Source organism: Aeromicrobium piscarium (assembly GCF_007421815.1).
GTDB lineage: Bacteria > Actinomycetota > Actinomycetes > Propionibacteriales > Nocardioidaceae > Aeromicrobium > Aeromicrobium piscarium.
This window is the reverse complement of the sequence record NZ_VLNT01000001.1, coordinates 319,090-340,207: the sequence shown is the minus strand read 5'-3', so window position 1 is coordinate 340,207 and position 21,118 is coordinate 319,090. Positions and strand designations below refer to the sequence as shown.

Below are 21,118 nucleotides of genomic sequence, written 5' to 3'. Positions count from 1 at the left end.
CCGTTCGCCGGTACCTCATCAACCCCATCGAGCTCGGATGAGGTTGATGGGGTACCGCTCGGCGGCGATGCGGCACGGTGTCGGCGGAGGCATCTACGCTGAGAGCCATGGCCAAGACCAAGACCGCGTACGTGTGCGCCGAGTGCGGGTGGACCACCGGCAAGTGGGTCGGCCGTTGCGGGGAGTGCCAGGCCTGGGGCACGGTCGACGTCGCAGGCGCTTCGGCTCGCAGCGCCCGCACCAGCGCGGCCCCGGTCTCATCGCCGGCGGTGCCCATCTCCGAGGTGGGAGTCGAGAGCGCGTCGGCGACCGGCTCCGGCATCCCCGAGCTCGACCGCGTACTCGGCGGAGGCGTGGTCCCCGGAGCCGTCATGCTGCTGGCCGGCGAGCCCGGTGTCGGCAAGTCCACGCTGTTGCTGGAGGTCGCCGCGCGATGGGCGCGAGCCGGCCGGCGCACGCTCTACGTCTCGGGGGAGGAGTCGGCCGCCCAAGTCCGCCTGCGCGCCGAACGCACCGGAGCGGTCCACGACGAGCTCTACCTCGCCGCCGAGACCGACCTCGGCGCGTTGCTCACCCATATCGACCAGGTCAAGCCCAGCCTGCTCATCGTCGACTCGGTGCAGACCATCGGCTCGTCCGATATCGAGGGTGTACCCGGTGGCGTCACCCAGGTCCGCGAGGTCGCCTCCACCGTCATCGGACGGGCCAAGTCCGAGAGCATCGCCACCCTGCTCGTCGGCCACGTGACCAAGGACGGGTCCGTCGCCGGCCCGCGAGTGCTGGAGCATCTGGTCGATGTCGTCCTGCAGTTCGAGGGCGACCGCACCTCACGCCTGCGGCTGCTGCGCGCCGTCAAGAACCGCTTCGGGCCGGTCGACGAGATCGGCTGCTTCGATCTGGTCGACCACGGCATCGTCGAGGTGCCCGACCCCACCGGCCTGTTCGTGTCCCGGCACGAGCGACCCGTACCCGGCACCTGTGTCACCGTCACGATGGAGGGCCGCCGACCCCTCCTCGCCGAGGTCCAGGCGCTCACTGTCGCGGCCACCACCCCTTCGCCACGTCGCACCTCCAGCGGCCTGGACTCGTCGCGGATCGCGATGGTGCTGGCCGTGCTCACCAAGCACGCGAACCTGAAGCTCGGGGAGGTCGACGTCTACACCGCCTCGGTCGGAGGCGCCCGCCTGCACGAGCCGGCGGTCGACCTCGCCACCGCGCTCGCCACCTACTCGGCGGTCGCCGACACTCCCCTGCCGCCGCAGCTCGTCGCGATCGGCGAGGTCGGGCTGGCGGGCGAGGTGCGCGCCGTCAACAACACCATCGCGCGACTGCGCGAGGCCGCCCGGATCGGTTTCACGCATGCGATCGTCCCGGAGAACACCGATGGCCTCGATGCGGTCGCCGGCCAGCTCGCCATCGCCCGGGTCCCCCACATCTCGGCGGCCATCGCCGCCGCCCGCACCGGCAACTGAGCCCGCCGCTCACCCTGACGGGAGGTGAGTCATCAACAACCGTTGAGACTCACCGGGTGAGCCACCGACGGACCAGTAGTTGATCACTCACCGCCACTGCGCGCCACCACATCACGGTGAGCCACCAACCACGCAACGATGCACCCCGGAGCGCTCGATGCCACCCGATGGTTGATAGCTCACCGCCCCGCGCCGAGTGTGCCGGTCGTGCCGAATCGACGACGCAGCCTAGGCTGTCGCTGTGGCCCTGTCGAACGAACTCCGTAGCGCCCTCGGCTCTGTTGCCCCGGGCACCGAGCTGAGAGAAGGACTCGAGCGCATCCTGCGCGGACGCACCGGTGCCCTCATCGTCGCCGGCATGGACCGGCAGGTCGAGTCGATCTCCACTGGCGGATTCGTCCTCGATGTCCCCTTCACGGCCACTGCTCTACGCGAACTCGCCAAGATGGACGGCGCGATCATCCTGGACGGCACCGCCACCCGCATCCTGCGCGCGGGAGTGCACCTCATGCCCGATGCCACCATCGTCACCGAGGAGACCGGCACCCGGCACCGCACCGCCGATCGCGTCGCGCGCCAGACCGGCCTGCCCGTCATCTCGGTGTCAGCCTCGATGCACATCATCGCCCTCTATCTCGGTGACACCCGCTACGTCCTGGAGGACACCGCCGCGGTGATCGGGCGGGCCAACCAGGCGCTGCAGACGCTCGAGCGCTACCGCACCCGGCTCGACGAGGTCGCCGACGCGTTGTCCGCCCTCGAGATCGAGGACCTGGTGACGGTCCGCGATGTCGCAGCCGTCGCACAACGCATGGAGATGGTGTCCCGCATCGCCGAGGAGATCGACGGATTCGTCCTCGAACTCGGCAGCGACGGCCGGCTTCTCGCCCTGCAGCTCGACGAGCTCGTCGGCGGTGTCGAGGCCGAGCGCGAACTCGTGGTGCGCGACTATCTGCCGCAGGGACGTCGCAAAGTCGCCGTCCCCGACGTACTCACGGATCTGCGTGGTCTCTCCGCGAGCGACCTGGTCGATCTCGGCAGCGTGGCCGAGGCCCTGCGCATCGGTCACGGAGACAACCTCGATGCCGCGCTCTCACCGCGCGGCTACCGGCTGCTCGCTCGCGTCCCGCGTCTACCCGGCACCGTGGTGGAACGGCTCATCGTGCACTTCGGCTCGCTGCAACGTCTGCTCGCCGCGAGTCTCGACGACTTGCAGGCGGTCGAGGGTGTCGGCGACCTGCGGGCCCGCGGGGTGCGCGAAGGTCTGTCACGGCTCGCCGAGTCCAGCATCCTCGAACGCTACGTCTGACGCCCCGCCAGGCGACCTCACTGCTCCGGAGGAGCTTCCTCGGCCGGAGGCTCCTCCGCGGGCGTCTCCTCGGTGGCCTCGCCCTCAGGAGTCTCCTCCTCCGCGTCCTCGCTCGGTTCGGGCTCCGGCTCGGGCTCGGGCTCGGGCTCCGCGAGACGGAACGATGTCTCTCCCGGCTCGCCACCGAGGGTGCCGATCTGCACCGTGTAATCGCCTTGTCTCACCGGGGGCTCACCGTCGCCACAGGCCCCTCCGGAGTTACGACCGTTCCACTGCATGGAGGCCTGCACGGCCCAGCCAGCCGGCACCGCGATGGACTCGCTTAGCAGCGGCTCGCGGCAGACGGTCGAGTCGAAGACCGGCGACCCGTCGGCGGCGATGATGACCAGGAGTTCGGCATCCGTGGGACTGAGAACACACCCTTCGCCGTCCACGGTCGACACCAGCAGCTTCATCTCCACGTCCGCGCCCCCGGGCTGGCCATCGGCGACCGAGGGAACGATACGGACGTTCTCGGGCGTGCAAGCGTCCTGCGGCGCCTGCATGGAGACCGGCACGAGATCGGTCGGCTCCGGTTCCGGTTCGGGACTGGGATCGGCCTCGCTCGGAGTGGCCGAGGGAGTCGGAGTCGTGGCAGGGGAATCGTCGCGCCGATCCTGCGACCAGGACCAGACCTGGATCGAGGCCCAGACCACCGCGATGAGGACCGTGACGAACAGCAGACGGCGGCGCCAGTAGATCGCGGCGGGCAGGGGTCCTCGTGGCACGGTCCAACGCTACCGATTCGACCTGCCATGAAAGGATCGACGCGCCATGACGACCTCTCTCCCGATGCTTCACGACCGGGTCCTCACCTGGTTCGCCGCCCACCGACGCGATCTGCCCTGGCGCGGGCGAGACGGCGAACGCCCCGACCCGTGGGCCGTGATGGTCTCGGAGTTCATGCTGCAGCAGACCCCGGTCAGCCGCGTCCTCCCCGTCTTCGAGACCTGGATGGAGCGCTGGCCGACCCCCGCCGACCTCGCCGCCGCCAGCTCCGGCGACGCGATCCGCGCGTGGGGACGACTCGGCTACCCCCGGCGGGCGCAGCGACTGCATGCCGCCGCCGGCGCCATCGCCTCCGAGCACGGTGGTCAGGTGCCGGACGACTACGCGACGCTGCGAGAGCTCCCCGGCGTGGGCGACTACACGGCCGCCGCCATCGCGTCCTTCGCGTACGGGCGTCACCACGTCGTCCTCGACACCAATGTGCGTCGCGTGTTCACTCGCGTCATCGCGGGCGAGCAGTATCCGGCGAAAGCGGTGACCGCGGCGGAACGCACACTGGCCGCCGACCTCCTCCCCGATGACGATGCCGACCTGTGGGCGGCAGCGACGATGGAGCTGGGGGCCCTCGTCTGCACGGCCCGGGCGCCGCACTGTGAGGCATGCCCGGTCACCGATCTGTGCGCCTGGCGCGCGGCGGGCTATCCCGAGGGAGAGCAGCGCCCGACCGGACAGGCCTGGGCCGGCACCGATCGACAGGTGCGCGGCCGGCTGATGGCGGTGTTGCGCGATGCTCCCGGACCGGTCCACAAGACGACCCTCGATCTCGTCTGGGACGAGGCCGGGCAGCGCGATCGCTGTCTGGCCTCACTGCTCGACGATGGGCTCGCCGTCCTCGTCGAGGACGATCTCTTCGCCCTCCCCGGCCACTAATCGCCACCCCGGGCGCAACTCTCGCCGGGCTGTGGCCGTTACTCCAGCGAGAAAGAGCCCCCAACCCGGCGAACAGTTGCGCCCGCGTCTAACAGACGACGAGGCGGGCCCGGGAGACCCGGACCCGCCTCATTCAGCACTGCTGAGCGTTACTCCTCGGTGCCGCCCGTACCGGCCTCGACAGCCGGACGGACGCCCTCGAGCTCGAGATCGGCCTTGTCGGTGCCGGTGAAGGTGAAGTACGCGTCCGGCCCCTCACCCTCGACATCGACCAAGACGATCTGTCCCGCGTGCAGCTCACCGTAGAGCAGCTTCTCGGCCAGAGCATCCTCGATCTCGCGCTGCACCGTGCGACGCAGCGGACGGGCACCGAGCACCGGGTCGAAGCCGCGCTCGGCGAGCTTCTCCTTGGCTGCGGTGGTGAGCTCGACGCTCATGTCCTTCTCGGCGAGACGGGCCTCCAGCAGACCGATCATCATGTCCACCATCTGCAGGATCTCCTCCTGCGTCAGCGGCGGGAACACCACGACCTCGTCGACACGGTTGAGGAACTCAGGGCGGAAGTGCTGCTTGAGCTCCGTCGCCACCCGCTCCTTCATCCGCTCGTAGCTGCCGACGGCGTCACCGGCCTGAGCGAAGCCCAGGTTGACACCCTTGGCGATCTCACGAGCACCGAGGTTGGTGGTCATGATGATCACGGCGTTCTTGAAGTTGACGACGCGACCCTGACCGTCGGTGAGATGCCCCTCCTCCAGGATCTGCAACAGCGAGTTGAAGATATCCGGGTGGGCCTTCTCGATCTCGTCGAAGAGCACGACGCTGAACGGCTTGCGGCGCACCTTCTCGGTGAGCTGACCGCCTTCGTCGTAGCCGACGTAGCCGGGAGGCGAGCCGAACAGCCGCGAGACGGTGTGCTTCTCGCTGAACTCGCTCATGTCGAGCTGGATCAGCGCGTCGTCGTCGCCGAACAGGAAGTTGGCCAGCGCCTTGGAGAGCCACGTCTTACCGACACCGGACGGACCGGCGAAGATGAACGAGCCACCGGGACGCTTGGGATCCTTCAGGCCCGCACGGGTGCGACGGATCGCCCGCGAGAGAGCCTTGATCGCCTCGTCCTGACCGATGACGCGCTTGTGCAGCTCCTCCTCCATGTGGAGCAGTCGCGTGGACTCCTCCTCGCTGAGCTGACCGACGGGGATGCCGGTGGCCTTGGCGAGGACCTCCGCGATGAGGTGCTCGTCGACGATCGCGACCGAGTCGAGATCGCCGGCCTTCCACGCGCGCTCACGCTCGTTCTTGGCCGTGATGAGCTTCTTCTCCTCATCGCGCAGGCTGGCGGCGAGCTCGAAGTCCTGAGCGTCGATCGCGCCCTCCTTGCGGCGGCGGACGTCGGCGATGTTCTCGTCGAACTCCTTGAACTCCGGCGGGGTGGCCGAGCGACGGATGCGCAGGCGCGCACCGGCCTCGTCGATGAGGTCGATCGCCTTGTCCGGCAGGAACCGGTCGGAGATGTAGCGATCGGCCATCGTCGCGGCGGCCGAGAGGGCGTCGTCGGTGATCGAGACGCGGTGGTGCGCCTCGTACCGGTCGCGCAGACCCTTGAGGATCTCGACGCTGTCGGCGACGGTCGGCTCGTTGACGATCACCGGCTGGAAGCGGCGGTTGAGGGCCGCATCCTTCTCGAAGTGCTTGCGGTACTCGTCGAGCGTGGTGGCACCGATGGTCTGCAGCTCGCCACGGGCCAGCATCGGCTTGAGGATGCTGGCGGCATCGATCGCGCCCTCGGCGGCACCAGCACCGACCAGGGTGTGGATCTCGTCGATGAACAGGATGATGTCACCGCGCGTGCGGATCTCCTTGAGGACCTTCTTGAGGCGTTCCTCGAAGTCACCGCGGTAGCGCGAGCCGGCCACGAGGGCACCCAGGTCGAGCGTGTAGATCTGCTTGTCCTTGAGCGTCTCGGGCACATCGCCACGGACGATGTCCTGGGCCAGCGACTCGACGACGGCGGTCTTGCCGACGCCGGGCTCACCCACGAGCACCGGGTTGTTCTTGGTGCGACGGCTGAGCGTCTGCATGACGCGCTCGGCCTCGTCGTCGCGGCCGATGACCGGATCGAGCTTGCCCTCGCGCGCGGCCTGCGTCAGATTGCGGCCGAACTGGTCCAGCACGGCCGATGATGCGGCCGCCGGTTCCGGAGCGGTGCCCGCGGTCTCGGACTCCTTGCCCTGGAAGCCGCTGACCAGCTGGATGACCTGCTGGCGGACGCGGTTGAGGTCGGCTCCGAGCTTGACGAGCACCTGGGCGGCCACGCCCTCGCCCTCACGGATGAGGCCGAGCAGGATGTGCTCGGTCCCGATGTAGGTGTGACCGAGCTGCAGCGCCTCGCGCAGGCTGAGCTCGAGCACCTTCTTGGCCCGCGGTGTGAACGGGATGTGCCCGCTCGGCGCCTGCTGACCCTGGCCGATCATGTCCTCGACCTGGCCGCGGACGGCGTCGAGGGAGATGTCCAGGCTCTCGAGGGCCTTGGCGGCTACGCCCTCGCCCTCGTGAATGAGGCCGAGAAGGATGTGCTCGGTCCCGATGTAGTTGTGGCTGAGCATGCGCGCCTCTTCTTGCGCGAGCACCACAACCCGACGGGCCCGGTCGGTGAATCTCTCGAACATGTCGTCCCCTCTGCTGGACTGTTCATTCAGTCTAGTGGCCAGGCGATGAACCCGGCCGGCGTGTCCAGATGCTTAACTCAACTGTCATCGAGCGTCCGGTGTTCCGCTGTTCGCCCTGGGCGGAATCACCGGCGCCTGCGGAACGCGACTCTGGGCCACCCCCGCGGCGCACAGGGCGGTCCCGACGACCGCCAGCATGACACCGAGGGCCAGCTCGCGGCGCACCTCCGGGCCGATCGTGCTCGCCATCACGGCCACGGTCACGAGCAACAGCCCGGACAGGATCAGCGGCACGATACCAAGCGCGCGCAGCCCGATCGCGCGGCCTCTCCGCCGTCTCCGCACGATACCCGGTGGCGCGGCGATCAGCGCCCGGAGCGCTCGCGTCTCCCGCAGCGTCGTCCCGGCCACGACGCAGAGGGTCAGAGCCGCCCAGGCGATCACCACGGGACGCACCGTGAAGCCCCAGGCCGCCAGGCAGGTCAGGAGCGCCCAACTCCCCAGCACGAGCGGAAGCTCCGCCGACCGCGCGGCCCGATCCACCGCGTCGTAGCGTCCCTGTCGCACCGACATGTCGCGCTCGCCCGCGAAACCCGCGGCTCCTCTCAGGCGCCCGACCACCAGCAGGGCGACGACCGCCACAGCCGCGGCCACCCACCAGACACCCGCGGCGAGCGTCGCGGTCGTGCGGCTGTCCTCGACGCGCTGCACCTGGCGTTGCACCAGATCCTCCGCGCTCGCCAGCTCACGGCCGCCCTGCACCGCGGCCACCTCGCCGGCGTGCACCCGCTCAGGGGAGACCCGCAGCTCGAGCCGCTCGGGAACGTCGCCTGGAGCGACCTTCCGCTGCAACGATGTCGCGACCAGCACCGGCTCGCCTCGCAGATCGGCCTGGTAGGTCACGGGGGTGTCCCAGACATCCGGGAGCACCTCCTGACTGCGGCCCACCTCGACGAGCTTCCCGCTCACGACCACCGTCTCGGCGGCCCAACGCTCGTACAGCTCGAGCCCGCCGCGGGCTCGCTCCGCATTCGCCGAGGTCGTGGCGACCGGCCCCCAACCGGCGAGCAGCGCGACGATCGCGACGCCGCACCAGATGACGGTGGGGACGCGCCTCACGGCTTGACGACGAGGACCGGCACCGGACTGTCGAGGACGACCCTCTGGACGACGCTGCCCATCAGGAGCTTGCCGACCGGAGAGCGCCGGCGAGCGCCGATGATGAGCATCTCGGCGTCCGCCTCGGTCGTCAGATCGATCAGCGCCTGCGCGATATCGCCTCCGGCGGCCACGATGTGGACCGTGTGCCGGACCTCGTCGCCGATGCCCTCGAGAGCCCGCCCGACGCGCTCTCCCGCATCGCGGCGCGCCGCCTCCACATCGCCCGTCAGGTCATCGTCGAGAACGTGCAGTACCGCCAGATCACCACCGAGACGACGGGCGAGATCGATGCCGGCACGCAGTGCCGCGTGACCTTCGGGTGAGTCGTGATGAGCGACGGCGACGGTCATGAGTTTCCTCCCGGGCGAAGTGCGTGCCCCCAGCGTACGAGTCAGTAGGCCGAGTCGTGTCAGGATAGTGTCCCACGCCACACTCCAGGGGGTCTCGTGTCAGCAGTGCGTTGGGCCATCGGGCTCGTGCTCGCAGGGCTCGTCGGCTGGTTCGCCGTCGACGAGGCACGCGGCACGGGCGACGGCGCCCAGGCTCGGTCCTCACTCACCATCATCGCCCCGGCCGCCGCCGGCGGCGGATGGGATCTCGTCGCACGCGAGATGCAGCAGGCCCTGCGCACCGACGGCATCGTCGGCAACGTGCAGGTGGTCAACGTCCCAGGAGCGGCGGGAACGATCGGCCTCTCCCAATTGGCCCGGATGACCGGCGATCCGACCACGATCATGGTCACGGGGACCGTGATGGTCGGTGGCATCGGGATGAGCGACTCCTCCACCACGCTGACCGTTGTCACCCCGGTCTCACGGCTCGCGGAGGACTTCGAGGTCATCGCGGTCCCGTCGGACTCCGAGCTGGAGACCTTCGAGGATGTCGTCGAAGCGTGGCAGGAGGATCCCACGATGCCGATCGGCGGCGGTTCAGCCGGCGGCATCGACCACATGATCGCCGCCCAGCTGGCCGAGGCGACCGGCGTGGGGGCCGGCGAGCTCCACTACACGCCCCACGCGGGCGGCGGCGAGCTGACGCTCTCGCTGTTGTCGGACGCGAGCGGCACCGTCGACGTCGGCATCAGCGGCTACAACGACTTCCGCGACCTGATCGACGGTGGTCGGCTGCGCGCCGTCGCGGTCGTCGCGCCCGAACCCCTCGAAGGCGTGGATGCCCCCACCATGATCGACCTCGGCTACTCGGAGGTCGACATGGTCAACTGGCGCGGCATCGTGGCAGCGCCGGGCATCACCGACGAGGAACGCGATGAACTGCTCGACATCGTCGAGGAGATGACGCAGACCACCTCCTGGGACGAGGCGATCGAGCGCAATCGCTGGGAGGAGAGCTGGCAGGGTCCCGATGACTTCCGTGACTTCCTGGTCGGCGAGCAGGAACGTATCGACGCGATCCTCGAGGAATTGGGGCTGTCATGAGCGAGCGAAGCGAGCGAACAAAGAGGCACCTCATGCCGGGACCTGCCTACCATCGTTCTTCTTGGCAGGTGGCGGCATGAGCGATCGACCCGCGGGTGAGCAGACGACCGATGCCGAGGAGACTCCGCGCGGCTGGTGGGCGGGGCGTGGCGAACTGGTCGTCGCGGCGCTGCTGATCGTCCTGGCTCTCGCCCTCGTCTACGGCAACCTGACGATGAACGTGGTCGGTGAGGGCGGCCTGCTGGGACCACAGGGATTCGGATGGCTGGTGGCCGCGATCTGCGTCGCGGTCGCGGCCACGCTCACCGTCGGCGCGTTCCGCAAGCCCGAGGACGAGCGCCGTGTCGCGGCAGCCGAGGCCAAGGACACCAACTGGGGCGCGATGCTCTCCGCCTTCGCCGGACTGCTCGCCTTCACCGCACTCCTGGAGTTCCTCGGCTGGCTCATCGCCGCCACGCTCCTCTTCGGGATGGTCGCGACCGCGCTCGGCAACCGCCGCGTCGCGTGGAACCTGCTCGTCGGGTTCATCCTCGCGGGGGTGATCCAGATCGTCTTCGGCGGCGTTCTCGGTCTGGCGCTGCCGGCCGGGCTGTTGGATCGGTGGTGACGGCGTGGATCAGTTGATCAACCTCGCCGGAGGCTTCGGCGACGTCTTCACCTGGCAGAACATGATCTGGGTGGTGGTCGGTGCCTTCCTCGGCACTGCGGTCGGCGTGATGCCCGGCCTCGGGTCGGCGATGGCTGTCGCCCTGCTGCTGCCGATGACCTTCACCCTCGATCCGCTGGCCTCGCTCATCATGTTCAGCGGCATCTACTTCGGTGGCCTGTTCGGCGACTCCACCGCGGGCATCCTGATGAACACGCCCGGCAACTCCACGGCGATCGCGACGACCTTCGAGGGGCATCGCATGGCCTTGGCCGGGCGAGCGCCGCAGGCGCTGGCCACGTCGGCGATCGGCGCGTTCACCGGAGGCATGCTGGCCACGGTGCTCGTGGTGTTCTTCGCGCCGACGCTCGCGGAGCTGGCGACCAAGTTCGGCCCCGGGGAGTATTTCGCGCTCGCCCTGTTCGCCTTCGTGGCGATCTCGACGATCGTGTCGGAGTCGGCGGCCCGCGGGCTCGCGGCGCTCGGCTTCGGCCTCGCGCTCGCATTGGTCGGCATCGACCAGTCGACCGGTTCGGCGCGCTACACCTTCGAGGTGCCGGCGCTGTTCGACGGCATCAGCATCGTCGTCATCACGGTGGCGATGTTGGCGATCGGCGAGGTGCTGCACGTCGCGAGCCGCCTGGGCCGGTCGAATGCCGCCGAGCTGGTGCCGTCCCAGGGACGTCCGTGGCTCACACGCCCCGAGTTCTTCGAGGCGTTGCCGGCGTGGTTACGCGGCAGCGCCTTCGGCATCCCGTTCGGCATCATCCCGGCCGGCGGCGCCGAGGTCCCCACCTTCCTCGCGTACGGTACCGAGCGGCGGCTGGATCGGCGGCGCGCCAAGCCGACCTTCGGCACCGGGTCGATCCGTGGCGTGGCGGCACCCGAGGCGGCCGGCAATGCGACCGCCGGCAGCGCGATGGGAGCACTCCTGGCCCTGGGCCTGCCCACCTCGGCGACCGCGGCACTGCTGCTCGCGACCTTCCAGCAGTACGGCATGCAGCCCGGTCCGTTGCTGTTCGAGCGCAACGGCGAGATCGTGTGGGCGCTGCTGGCGAGCCTGTTCATCGCGATGATCGCGCTGCTGATCCTCAACCTGCCGTTCGCGCCGCTGTGGGCCAAACTGCTGAAGATCCCGCAGGCCTATCTCTATGCGGGTATCACGGTGTTCGCGAGCCTGGGCGTATATGCGACGAGTGCGAGCACAGTCGATCTGGCGATCATGTGTGCGCTGGGACTGCTCGGCTTCGTCATGCGGCGCAACGACGTGCCGCTCGCGCCGATCCTGATCGCGGTCATCCTCGGGCCGTTGGCCGAGTACTCGCTGCGCGATGCGATGGCGAACTCGAATAACGATCCCCTCACCCTGGTGAGCAGCCCGATCACGATCGGTCTCTACACCTTGCTCGTCCTCGGCGTGGTGTGGGCCTTCTGGCGCCGCACGCGCGAGTCCCGCGCTCAGGACTTCTGACAGCCGGCGATCACGCCGTCTCCCCCGCCGTCGCCGGCGCCCGCTCCTGCGCCCTCAGCGCCCAGACGCCGCTCGCGATGATCGCCGTGTGCAGCGCGATGAAGGCCACCATCGACACCACGGGGTAGCCCATCGAGATGTGGTAGAGATCCAAGCCGATGCCGCGGGTAGCGCTGAGCGCGATCACCAGCCAGACCAGGACGCTGGCGCGCTCGGGTCGTCGTGACGCGGCGATGAGAAAGACGCCGATGACGAACAGATCGATCCCGAATCCGAACATCCAATCCGTGTAACCGCGAGCAGCCACGCCGTCCGCGGGCGCATCGAAACCGGGAATCCGGCTGTCCAGCATCCGTTCTGCGATACCGGGGAACCAAGTCGCTCCGAGCACCAGGTACAGCACACCCACCGCGCGCATCCACGCTGTCAGCGGCCGCATCAAGCCGCCTCGCTCGGGGACCGGCGCTCCAGGCGGGCGCGCTGGCGCCGGTAGACGCGCACACCGAACGCCGCCCACATCATCCGCACCGGGACGGGCAGGGAGGCGAGCAGATGGGCGGCGTCATCGGGGCTGAGGGCATCGAGCATGAGCCCGAGCTGCAACAGAAGTCGCTCGCGCGGTACGGCACGACGACCGTGTTCGGCCAGCTCGTCCCATTCGCTCTGCGTGAGTTCGACCGCAGCGACCGGAGCGATGACGTTCTCCTCCTGGCCGAGGTGCTCACGCAGTTCGGAGACCAGCGCTTCCAGTGAGGCCACGACTCGCTGGCGTTCGGGCTCGCTCGCAGTCTCCCGCCAGCGCTCGACATCAGCACTGAGTGCCTCGGCGCGGGCGGCGATGCTCTCGTGTTGACGACGCATGGCGTCGACATGCAGCACGCACCCGGGTGCGCGGCCGGACAGGCGGTCCCACAGCACCAGGTCTTCGCCGTGATGGTGGTCATGAAGGATGGCGACCACGTGGTCGAGGTGCCGGGTCATGCGGGCGACGTGGCGAGGAGGCGCCTCGGCCGATTCGGTGACCCACCGTTGCGCATCGTCGAAGAGGGTGAGGAGAAAGCCATGGAACACCGCCAGGTCGGCGACATCACATCCTCGTGGCTCGCCTCCGCCGGCCGGGGCACTGTTCATCGGTTCGCGCGTCATGGTGACTCTCGATTCACTCGGGGTCAGGCGGCGCCGACCTATTCGTTATAGTCGGGCAATAACGAATACTTCGTCAAGAGCCTTCGGGGGAGACAGTGAGCGATGTGCGGCCGCGGCGGACCTACTCGTCGCCCCGCCGCGAGGCGGAGGCCGCGGCGACGAGGCGCCGTATCGTCGAGGCTGCCCATCGGCTCTTCGTTCGCGATGGATACGGCCTCACCACCGTGCGCGACATCGCCGTCGAGGCAGGGGTCTCCGTGCCCACGGTGCGGATCAACGGCCCCAAACCGGCGCTCCTGCTCGCGGCGTACGAGATGGCGCTCGCCGGTGTCGAAGACTTCATCTCTCTCAACGACACCGCGGCGATGGGCACAATCCTCGCCACTCGGGATCGAGCCAGTCTCATCGAGGCCTATGCGGGCTTCATGGCCGCGGCCCTCGAACGGATGGCCGAGCTCACCCTGCGGATCCGCTCGGCGGCCGATGCGGACGCGGAGGTGCGAGAGCTCTATCTCCGTATCGATGAGCGCCGCGTCCGCAGCATCCACGAGGGTGTGGCACTGCTCGCCTCTACCGGCATGGTGCCGGTAGAGGAGGTGGAGCACGTCGAGACGATGGTGGGGCTGCTGGTCTCTGCCGACACCTATCTACATCTGCGTGCGGCGGGCTGGGACGACGGGCGCTATCGCTCCTGGCTGATCGACGAGCTGACCGCCCTCGTCGCTGGGTGACGATCATCCCCAGGCCGAGAACTCTCCTGGCCGCGGTTGGAGCCATGTCGGGAAGCTGTATCCGTCATCCCAGGGAAATCGTCCGTTCCTGTCGTCCGTGGTCAGTTGCAGAGCGGGCACGGACTGCTCGGGCGGACGCTGGTAGAAGCGATTGGCCGCCAGCAGGATCTGTCCGGGGTTGGGCACGACCTCGACGATGACGCGGTGATGCCAGTCGTCGAAGGTTACGATGTCCCCGGGGATCAGATCCTCGCCGTCACGGATTCGGCTCGCCAGCTCGTTGAACAGACCCCGAGCGTTGACCGGGGAGAGCCCGAATGCCAACAGTTCCGGGTGTCCCATGCCGAAGAGGCCGGTGGTGTAGCTGAACGATGTCTCGTTCCGGGACTGGTCGCCCATGACGTACTGGATATAGACCCCACACCTCCGGATCGCCTCGGTGGTGCGCCGGTCCTCCTGATCGAGCCACGCGATCAGCTGTGTTTGATCGTCCATACATCCTCCTTGTCGAATGGTGCACACGCTATGAGCCCACACCGACAAAGAGGACAGCCACCGCCGCAGGTTGTGGATAACCGTTCGCGGCCTCGTCGCTCCTCGTCCAGGCTGTGCGCATGTCGCTCCTTCGCCCACTGCCGTCGACCGTCCATTCGCAGGTGGATCTCCTGCGCCTCTGGCGACGGCTGCTCCGAGGCCGACGTGAGCCGGCAGTGTGTCTGAAGTGCCTCTTCATTGCTCGCGACGGCAGGACTGTGCGCACTCTGCTCACACTCACTGATGTCACGGGCCCGCTGTCACCGGAACGGTCGATGCGGTTCGCCGACTGGCTGCTCGACCTGCTCGATCACGAGCCCGCGTGGTGGCGGATCGGTTTCCTGCTCTGCCGTCCCGCCGTCGGTCCGGTACGGACGGACGACCTGGAATGGGCCGCCACGGTGCGAAGCGCGACCGTGGGCGCGGGTGCCGGGTGCGAGGTCATTCACCTCTGCGCCGCTGGCGCGATCGCACCCCTCCCCCTCGACGACCTGCCCACTCACGCCTTCGGCTTCTGACCCGGCGCGCCCATCACGAACCCACCCACGCACGCACGATGTGCTTTCGCGGCTGCCCCGGCGACCCCGAAAGCACATCCTCCGTCAGCCCTTGATGCGGGATTCGCTTTTCTGGTTGTTATAGCAACCTCAGAAGCACATCTTCCTCGGAACTGCGCGTCGTCCCGAACCGACCATCTCCGCTCACGCGGGGAGCACTGGGACTTGCGGAACTCGCGGAAGGCTTCGCTCGGATCATCCCCGCTCGCGCGGGGAGCACACTTGTTGACCTGCAGAAACACCACGCCGTAACCCGTTTTAGCATCACTTTCAGCCGAGGCGCGCCTCGGCTCCCGCGTCACTCCCGGCGGGAGATGGGGAAGAGGATCGCCTCGCGAATACCGATGCCCTGCAGCAGCATGACCAGGCGGTCGATGCCGACACCCATGCCACCCGCCGGCGGCATGCCGAACTCGAGAGCGCGCAGGAAGTCCTCATCGACATCCATCGCCTCGGGATCGCCGACGGCAGCGAGGCGCGCCTGATCCTCGAGACGCTCACGCTGGATCACCGGATCGTTGAGCTCGGAGTACGCGGGCGCGAGCTCGACACCGTTGATGATGAGATCCCACGCCTCGACCAGGCCGGGAGTCGTGCGGTGCTTCTTCGCCAACGGCCGGACGGCCTCGGGATAGTCGCACACGAAGGTCGGCTGGATCAGCGTGTGCTCGACGAGCTTCTCGAAGAGTTCCAGCAACACCTCGCCGGCACCCCAGTGATCCTGCAAGGCCACCTCGTGGCGGTCCGCGAGCGCCACGAGCTCATCGAAGGAGGTCTCGGCGGTGACCTCCGCGCCGGTCGCCTCCGCGACCAGCTCATGGATCGTTGCCCGACGCCACGGGGCTTCGAGGTCGATGGTGCTGCCATCGCGGGCCGGGACGACCGTCTTGCCGACCGCCCGCGCGGCGTTGACGACGAGGGAACGGATCAGCTCGGCCATCGTGTCGTAGGACCCGTACGCCTCGTAGACCTCGAGCATCATGAACTCGGGGTTGTGGGTGTTGTCGACACCCTCGTTGCGGAAGGTCTTGCCGACCTCGTACACCTTGTCGATCCCGCCGACGAGGGCACGCTTGAGGTGCAGCTCCAGCGCGATCCGCAGCAGCGCGTCCTCGTCGTAGGCGTTCACATGAGTGTGGAAGGGTCGGGCGGCGGCACCGCCGTTGGTGTGCTGCAAGACCGGGGTCTCGATCTCGATGTAGCCCAGATCGTCGAGCGTCCGCCGGATCGAGCCGAGCACCTTCGCCTTCACCCGCACGTTCTCACGCGCCTCGGGGCGCACGATGAGATCGACATAGCGCAGTCGCGCCCGCGACTCCTCCGACAGCGGCTTGTGCTCCACCGGCAGCGGTCGCATCGTCTTGGCGGCGAGCTGCCACGAGGTCGCCATGACCGACAGCTCACCGCGGCGGCTCGTGATGACCTCACCGGTGACCTGAAGATGATCGCCGATGTCGACGATCTGCTTGAAGGCGGCGAGTCGCTCCTCCCCCACCTCGGCCAGCGATAACATCGCCTGGATCTCGGTGCCGTCACCCTCGCGCAGACGGACGAAGCACAGCTTGCCGGTGTTGCGCAGGAAGATGACACGGCCGGCGATGGAGACCGTCACACCGGTCTGGTGGTCGGCACCCAGCTGCTCAGGGTCGTAGGTCTCGACGATCTCGCGGATGTCGTGGGTGCGCTCGACCGTCACCGGGTACGGGTCGACGCCCTCGTCGAGGAGGCGCTGACGCTTCTCGCGACGCACCCGCATCTGCTCGGGAAGGTCGTCCTCGGTCTCGGGGGTCTGCGGCACGTCAGTCACAGTCCCCCATCGTACGGAAGGATCATCCCCGCCTACATGGGGAGCGCCTTCGCGCATCTCCAGGCCATGCGGCGATCCGTCGGTAGACAGTCTTTCGTTCGTATCCCAGCGCAGAGGACGAGATCATCAGGTTCTCTCTGTGCAGCAGGTCACAGCATGTGTTTACCGTAAAACGCCAGAGAGTCACTGCCGAAGGAGCTGAGAATCATGAAACTCCGCACATTCGCCAAGACGCTCGCAGCAGCTGTGTTGCTCCCGGCCGGCTTCGTCGCCCTCGGGACCTCATCGGCCAGCGCCGATTCGGTACCGTGCGGCTCATCGGACGCCAGCCTGTGGATCCAGACCGTCCCCGCCGGCTACAGCACCTACACGATCGATCACCGCGTCGCGCGCTACCACAACTGCGGCGACTCCTCGGTGAGCGTCAGGCCGGATATCGCCTTCCAGCCCGACCCGCCGTGCCGCACGGTCGCCCCCGGCGAGGTCGCTAAGTGGGACTTCCAGGTGACGAGCAACAACCCGTTGCCGGTGCACCTGCGAGGCACCTACTCCTGCTGACCCATCGATGAGGAGTGGCGGCGGGCTTCCATGCTCGCCGCCACTTCCCCCTCAGACCAGGCCCGCCTCCCGGGCGACGATCGCCGCCTGGACACGCGAGGAGCAGCCGAGCTTGGCGAGAACGCGTGAGACGTGCGTCTTGGCCGTCGCCTCCGTGATCAGGAGCGCGGCGGCGAGGTCAGCATTGGACAGACCCTGTCCGAGCGCCGCGAGCACCTCGCGCTCTCGGCCGGTGAGTTCACCGATGTGAACAGAAGGCACCGCCGGTCGGGCCGGAGCTTGCTCGGCGAACGCGCGGAGAGTCCTGCGCGTCACCTCGGGTGCCAACACCCCCTCACCCGCCGCGACCCGACGAACCGCGTCGACGAGCGTCGCGGCATCCGCTGTCTTGAGCAGGAACCCGGCAGCGCCCGCGCGCAACGCGCCGAACACGTACTCGTCGACGTCGAACGTGGTGAGGACGAGGACATCCGCCAACGACTCGCCGACGATGGACGCGGTGGCCTCGATCCCGTCGGTCCCCGGCATGCGAATGTCCATGAGAACGACATCCGGGAGCAGGGCCCGCGCATTGGCGAGCGCGGCCGCCCCATCTCCAGCCTCTCCCACAACCACGATGTCGTCCGCATCGTCCAAGATCAGGCGAAGACCCGAGCGAATGGCGGCGTGATCGTCCGCGATGAGCACCCGAGTCGTCATGAGATCTCCTCCAGCGGAATCGTGGCGCGGATCCGCCATCTGCTGCCGTCGCCATCCTCGCGACAGCCGGCCTCGAAGGTGCCGCCCAATGCCTCAGCACGCTCGCGCATCGTCAACAGGCCGATACCGCCCTGCTCGGAGGCGACAGGCGGCGCTCCCACGCGCGGTCTTCCCGTGACCTCGATACCCAGACATCCGTGCCGCATGGTGACCGCCGCTCTCACACCGCCGCCCCCGCCGTGCTTCAGCTCATTGGTCAACGACTCCTGAACGATCCGATACGCGGCCTGGTCGACCGCCGCGGGCAGCGACGGCAGCTCCGGTGGCACGACCAGCTCGACCCGCAAGCCCTGACCGGCGAAACTCGCCACGAGCTCATCGAGCTCGGCGAGGCGGGCCGGCGAGGTCGAGGGCTCCGCCCCGGTGCGCAAGAGTCCGATCATCGCCCGCATCTCCCGCAACGCCAGCACGCTCGCGGAGCGTATCGCGCGAAGTCCCTGCTCATGGCGTTCCGGGCTCGCCGTCGGCGTCGCGAGGATGCTCTCGGACTGGATCGCGATCGTCGACAGCTGACCGGCGAGCGCATCGTGGAGGTCGCGCGCCATCTGCGTGCGCTCTTCGCGCACCACCTCCTCGCTGCGCAGTTCGGCCAGTCGCTCCAGGTCGCGGGCGCGCTCCGCCGCCAATTCGGCGAGCTCCGTCTGATGACGCACCGACCGCCCCCACCACAACGGCGTGCCGAGCACAGCGAACACCGCCAAGCCCACGAGAAGACTCACCTGCGGGTCCCCCGAGACGACGAAGGTTGTGGCCGCCGCGACCGGCACCAGCACCCCCACGCCCACTTCGAGCCGGCGAACCCACGTCGCCGGGCCGCGGAGGGCGGCAGCGTAGATCAGATCGAAGAAACCGAGAAGCGTCCCGATGCTGCCGCCCATCACGACGTCGACACCGAAGATGACCGCGCCGGCGGCCAACGCTGCGAGCGGGTGGCGCCTCTTGGCCACCATCACCAGACAGATCGCCGTCAACGGCAGCAGGTACAGCCAGCGGGAGTCCGCCGTGAGCCCCGGGGACCGACCGCCGGTATTGACGAGACCGACCGCCACGAAGGCACCACCGGCCGCGAAGGTGAAGACGGCATCGCTGATGTCACGGCTGCGCTCCGTCGCCCGCACCCGATCGCGCCATACCGCGCCGATTCTCTCCACGCCTACATCCCAGCACATCCGCCACACGGCGAAGTCGATCGAAGGATGTAGACCAGACCGCCGGCCATCAGTCTCTTGCCCGACGTCAGCGGACTCGATGCACCAGAGACTGGCGTCATGACGCCAGAACTCCTCGCGCCGCTCGGGGTGCTCGCCCTCATCGACTCGACGAGCTTCGGGACGCTGTTGATCCCGATCTGGTTCCTGCTCACCCCCGGCCGTCTACGCGCCGGGCGGATCGTGGTCTTCCTCACGACAGTCGCCGGCTTCTACCTCGCGGTGGGCGTTCTGCTCGTCGCGGGCCTCGACACGTTCATCGGCGATCTCGACGCCCTCCTCGACCACCCCGCGGCAGCACGCGTTCAACTGGTTGTCGGCGTCGCCCTGCTGGTGTGGAGCTTCTTCATCGGCAAGAAGAAAGGCATCGATCGTCAGGAGGAGCCGGGTCGGATCATGCGCTGGCGTTCGCGGATCATGGGCGACGAGGGAGGGCTCCTGCCCCTGGTCGGCGTCGCGCTCGCGGCAGCGCTCATCGAAGTCGCGACGATGCTGCCGTATCTCGCCGCCACCGGTCTCATCAGCACAGCCGACCTCAGCTGGGCAGAACGGCTCGCTCTCCTCACCGCCTACTGCTTCGTCATGATCCTGCCGGCGCTGGTGCTGATGCTGCTGCGACTGGTGGCGCGCAGGCTCGTCGAGCCGTTGCTGCAACGCGTGGCTCGATGGATGGAGAAGAACGGCGGCGAGACGACGGCCTGGATCGTGGGCATCGTCGGATTCCTCATTGCACGCGACGCTCTCAACCGAGTGCCGGAGGTTCTCAACCTCCTCTCCTCCCTCTGAGACCAGCCCGAGGCGGTTTCGTCGCCCGCTGTTCACCTTCTCGCGTCGAAGGTGTCACCCGGGGAGCGCACCGTGGGAAACATGACGACTGAACCGACCGAAGGCACCATCACCGGGATCGTCGACGGAACCCGCCGGGTACGGATCAACGGCCACCGGGGCCAGAGCTTCACGGCGCCGGAGAACACCCTCCCTGCCATGCTCGATGCCGCCACTCTGGGGGCCGATGGCATCGAGTTCGACGTGCACCTGACGGCCGACGGCCACATCGTCGCCCTGCACGACCAGACCTTACGGCGCACCACCGACGTCGAACGCGTCTTCCCCGGTCGGTCAGAGGAACCGGTCTGGAACTTCACGGCAGCGGAGATCGCCCGGCTGGATGCCGGCGCGTGGAAGGGGCCCCTGTGGGCCGGCACCCCTCTTCCGTTCATCGCCGATATCCTCAAGGCCTTCCGCGGACGGCCTCAGACCCTCTGCATCGAGTTGAAAGCCACCCAGATCGATCCCGTCCGCCTCGCCGCCGCCCTCGCTGCTACGGTGGGTCGTCGGCCGAACGTGACCTTCCTGAGCTTTCAACGGCCACTGATCGACGCGGTGCGTCGCGCGATCCCGGGAGCGAAGACCGCGCTGGCCGCCGTTCGCCGGCCCAGCACCGCCGATCTGGACAGCTACGACGAGTTCCACCTCGACGGGACGCTTCTCACAAGGCGTGTCATCGACGAGATCCATCTACGGGGCAAGACCGTCACCGCGTGGACCGTCGACTCCCCCGGCGTCGCGCGACGCCTCGCCGTGATGGGCGTCGACGCCATCACCACCAACCGAGTCGACGTCATCCGTCACGAACTCCATGTAGCGCGCTGGGATAGTGCGGGCTGAGCTCCGGCGGTGGTGCGCGCGGGCTCACGCCGCTGAGTGGTGAGCTATCCCGCACTCTCGCCGACGAACTGCGGAATGGCTCACCGCCATCCGCAGCGGCACTCGTGGCGCGCAGGAAAGACTCGTGAGACGACGCTCGGGGGAATCGGCCCTGCAGGACGAAGGATGTGCTTCCGCGGTTGCCCTGACCGCCATAAAGACACATCCTTCGTTCTCGCAGGACGGAGGATGTGCTTCTGTGGTTACCCCAGCAGCGACGGAAGCACATCCTCCGTGGCCGCGGGGCAGGCA

The 21,118-nt window shown here is 68.3% G+C and carries 21 protein-coding genes; 11 read left to right on the top strand and 10 right to left on the bottom strand.

What is annotated here, in order from left to right; all coding sequences use genetic code 11:
* The first annotated feature begins 107 nt into the window (after positions 1-107).
* Positions 108-1,472, top strand: a complete 1,365-nt coding sequence (gene radA, locus FNM00_RS01725) for a DNA repair protein RadA (RefSeq protein WP_143911287.1) — start codon at positions 108-110, stop codon at positions 1,470-1,472.
* 241 nt (positions 1,473-1,713) lie between these two features.
* A complete protein-coding gene (disA, locus tag FNM00_RS01720; RefSeq protein ID WP_143911286.1) occupies positions 1,714-2,781 on the top strand; it encodes a DNA integrity scanning diadenylate cyclase DisA in 1,068 nt (355 codons plus the stop codon).
* A gap of 17 nt (positions 2,782-2,798) precedes the next feature.
* Here disA and FNM00_RS01715 read toward each other — a convergent pair whose 3' ends face one another.
* Positions 2,799-3,548, bottom strand: coding sequence for a hypothetical protein (locus FNM00_RS01715; RefSeq protein WP_143911285.1), 750 nt, complete (start codon positions 3,546-3,548; stop codon positions 2,799-2,801).
* Between the two features lie 46 nt (positions 3,549-3,594).
* Between FNM00_RS01715 and FNM00_RS01710 the strand changes: the two genes are divergently transcribed.
* Complete coding sequence (locus FNM00_RS01710) at positions 3,595-4,479, top strand: HhH-GPD family protein (RefSeq protein ID WP_143911284.1); 885 nt, start codon at positions 3,595-3,597, stop codon at positions 4,477-4,479.
* A 149-nt stretch (positions 4,480-4,628) separates the two neighbouring features.
* Here FNM00_RS01710 and FNM00_RS01705 read toward each other — a convergent pair whose 3' ends face one another.
* The 3 genes from FNM00_RS01705 to FNM00_RS01695 all read right to left on the bottom strand — a co-directional run bounded on the left by FNM00_RS01705 (position 4,629) and on the right by FNM00_RS01695 (position 8,656).
* On the bottom strand, positions 4,629-7,145 hold the full coding sequence (locus FNM00_RS01705) for an ATP-dependent Clp protease ATP-binding subunit (RefSeq protein WP_143911283.1): 2,517 nt from the start codon (positions 7,143-7,145) through the stop codon (positions 4,629-4,631).
* An 84-nt stretch (positions 7,146-7,229) separates the two neighbouring features.
* Complete coding sequence (locus FNM00_RS01700) at positions 7,230-8,264, bottom strand: hypothetical protein (RefSeq protein ID WP_143911282.1); 1,035 nt, start codon at positions 8,262-8,264, stop codon at positions 7,230-7,232.
* On the bottom strand, positions 8,261-8,656 hold the full coding sequence (locus tag FNM00_RS01695) for a universal stress protein (RefSeq protein ID WP_143911281.1): 396 nt from the start codon (positions 8,654-8,656) through the stop codon (positions 8,261-8,263). Before FNM00_RS01695 ends, FNM00_RS01700 begins: the two co-directional genes overlap by 4 nt.
* A 96-nt stretch (positions 8,657-8,752) precedes the next feature.
* On the opposite strand from FNM00_RS01695, the gene FNM00_RS01690 reads away from it, so the two are divergent.
* From FNM00_RS01690 to FNM00_RS01680, 3 genes are all read left to right on the top strand, one after another.
* The gene (locus tag FNM00_RS01690) at positions 8,753-9,742 is read left to right on the top strand and encodes a Bug family tripartite tricarboxylate transporter substrate binding protein (protein ID WP_143911280.1); all 990 of its coding nucleotides are present in this window, start codon (positions 8,753-8,755) and stop codon (positions 9,740-9,742) included.
* Between the two features lie 76 nt (positions 9,743-9,818).
* A complete protein-coding gene (locus tag FNM00_RS01685; RefSeq protein WP_185972918.1) occupies positions 9,819-10,349 on the top strand; it encodes a tripartite tricarboxylate transporter TctB family protein in 531 nt (176 codons plus the stop codon).
* Between the two features lie 4 nt (positions 10,350-10,353).
* Entirely contained in the window at positions 10,354-11,859 is a 1,506-nt protein-coding gene (locus FNM00_RS01680; RefSeq protein ID WP_143911278.1) for a tripartite tricarboxylate transporter permease, read from the top strand.
* Positions 11,860-11,869: 10 nt separating this feature from the next.
* On the opposite strand, the gene FNM00_RS01675 is transcribed toward FNM00_RS01680, so the two are convergent.
* Entirely contained in the window at positions 11,870-12,298 is a 429-nt protein-coding gene (locus FNM00_RS01675) for a BphX family protein (RefSeq protein ID WP_143911277.1), read from the bottom strand.
* Complete coding sequence (locus tag FNM00_RS01670; protein ID WP_185972917.1) at positions 12,298-12,990, bottom strand: hemerythrin domain-containing protein; 693 nt, start codon at positions 12,988-12,990, stop codon at positions 12,298-12,300. Before FNM00_RS01670 ends, FNM00_RS01675 begins: the two co-directional genes overlap by 1 nt.
* Positions 12,991-13,100: 110 nt before the next feature.
* Between FNM00_RS01670 and FNM00_RS01665 the strand changes: the two genes are divergently transcribed.
* On the top strand, positions 13,101-13,736 hold the full coding sequence (locus FNM00_RS01665; RefSeq protein WP_185972916.1) for a TetR/AcrR family transcriptional regulator: 636 nt from the start codon (positions 13,101-13,103) through the stop codon (positions 13,734-13,736).
* 3 nt (positions 13,737-13,739) lie between these two features.
* Here the strand turns inward: FNM00_RS01665 and FNM00_RS01660 are convergent, their stop codons facing one another.
* The gene (locus FNM00_RS01660; RefSeq protein ID WP_143911274.1) at positions 13,740-14,231 is read right to left on the bottom strand and encodes a DUF4262 domain-containing protein; all 492 of its coding nucleotides are present in this window, start codon (positions 14,229-14,231) and stop codon (positions 13,740-13,742) included.
* A 257-nt stretch (positions 14,232-14,488) separates the two neighbouring features.
* On the opposite strand from FNM00_RS01660, the gene FNM00_RS01655 reads away from it, so the two are divergent.
* Positions 14,489-14,788 (top strand): hypothetical protein, encoded by a 300-nt coding sequence (locus FNM00_RS01655; RefSeq protein WP_185972915.1) that lies wholly within the window; start codon positions 14,489-14,491, stop codon positions 14,786-14,788.
* 337 nt (positions 14,789-15,125) lie between these two features.
* Here the strand turns inward: FNM00_RS01655 and lysS are convergent, their stop codons facing one another.
* Positions 15,126-16,583 (bottom strand): lysine--tRNA ligase, encoded by a 1,458-nt coding sequence (gene lysS / locus FNM00_RS01650; protein WP_143911489.1) that lies wholly within the window; start codon positions 16,581-16,583, stop codon positions 15,126-15,128.
* Positions 16,584-16,841: 258 nt separating this feature from the next.
* On the opposite strand from lysS, the gene FNM00_RS01645 reads away from it, so the two are divergent.
* The gene (locus FNM00_RS01645) at positions 16,842-17,192 is read left to right on the top strand and encodes a hypothetical protein (protein ID WP_143911272.1); all 351 of its coding nucleotides are present in this window, start codon (positions 16,842-16,844) and stop codon (positions 17,190-17,192) included.
* Positions 17,193-17,243: 51 nt separating this feature from the next.
* Here FNM00_RS01645 and FNM00_RS01640 read toward each other — a convergent pair whose 3' ends face one another.
* Together FNM00_RS01640 and FNM00_RS01635 are read right to left on the bottom strand one after the other, a co-directional pair.
* Complete coding sequence (locus FNM00_RS01640; protein ID WP_143911271.1) at positions 17,244-17,891, bottom strand: response regulator; 648 nt, start codon at positions 17,889-17,891, stop codon at positions 17,244-17,246.
* A complete protein-coding gene (locus FNM00_RS01635; RefSeq protein WP_143911270.1) occupies positions 17,888-19,102 on the bottom strand; it encodes a sensor histidine kinase in 1,215 nt (404 codons plus the stop codon). Before FNM00_RS01635 ends, FNM00_RS01640 begins: the two co-directional genes overlap by 4 nt.
* 117 nt (positions 19,103-19,219) lie before the next feature.
* Here FNM00_RS01635 and FNM00_RS01630 point away from each other — a divergent pair, with 117 nt between their 5' ends.
* The gene (locus tag FNM00_RS01630; protein WP_143911269.1) at positions 19,220-19,945 is read left to right on the top strand and encodes a GAP family protein; all 726 of its coding nucleotides are present in this window, start codon (positions 19,220-19,222) and stop codon (positions 19,943-19,945) included.
* 81 nt (positions 19,946-20,026) lie between these two features.
* Positions 20,027-20,827, top strand: coding sequence for a glycerophosphodiester phosphodiesterase (locus FNM00_RS01625; RefSeq protein WP_143911268.1), 801 nt, complete (start codon positions 20,027-20,029; stop codon positions 20,825-20,827).
* Positions 20,828-21,118 lie beyond the last annotated feature (291 nt).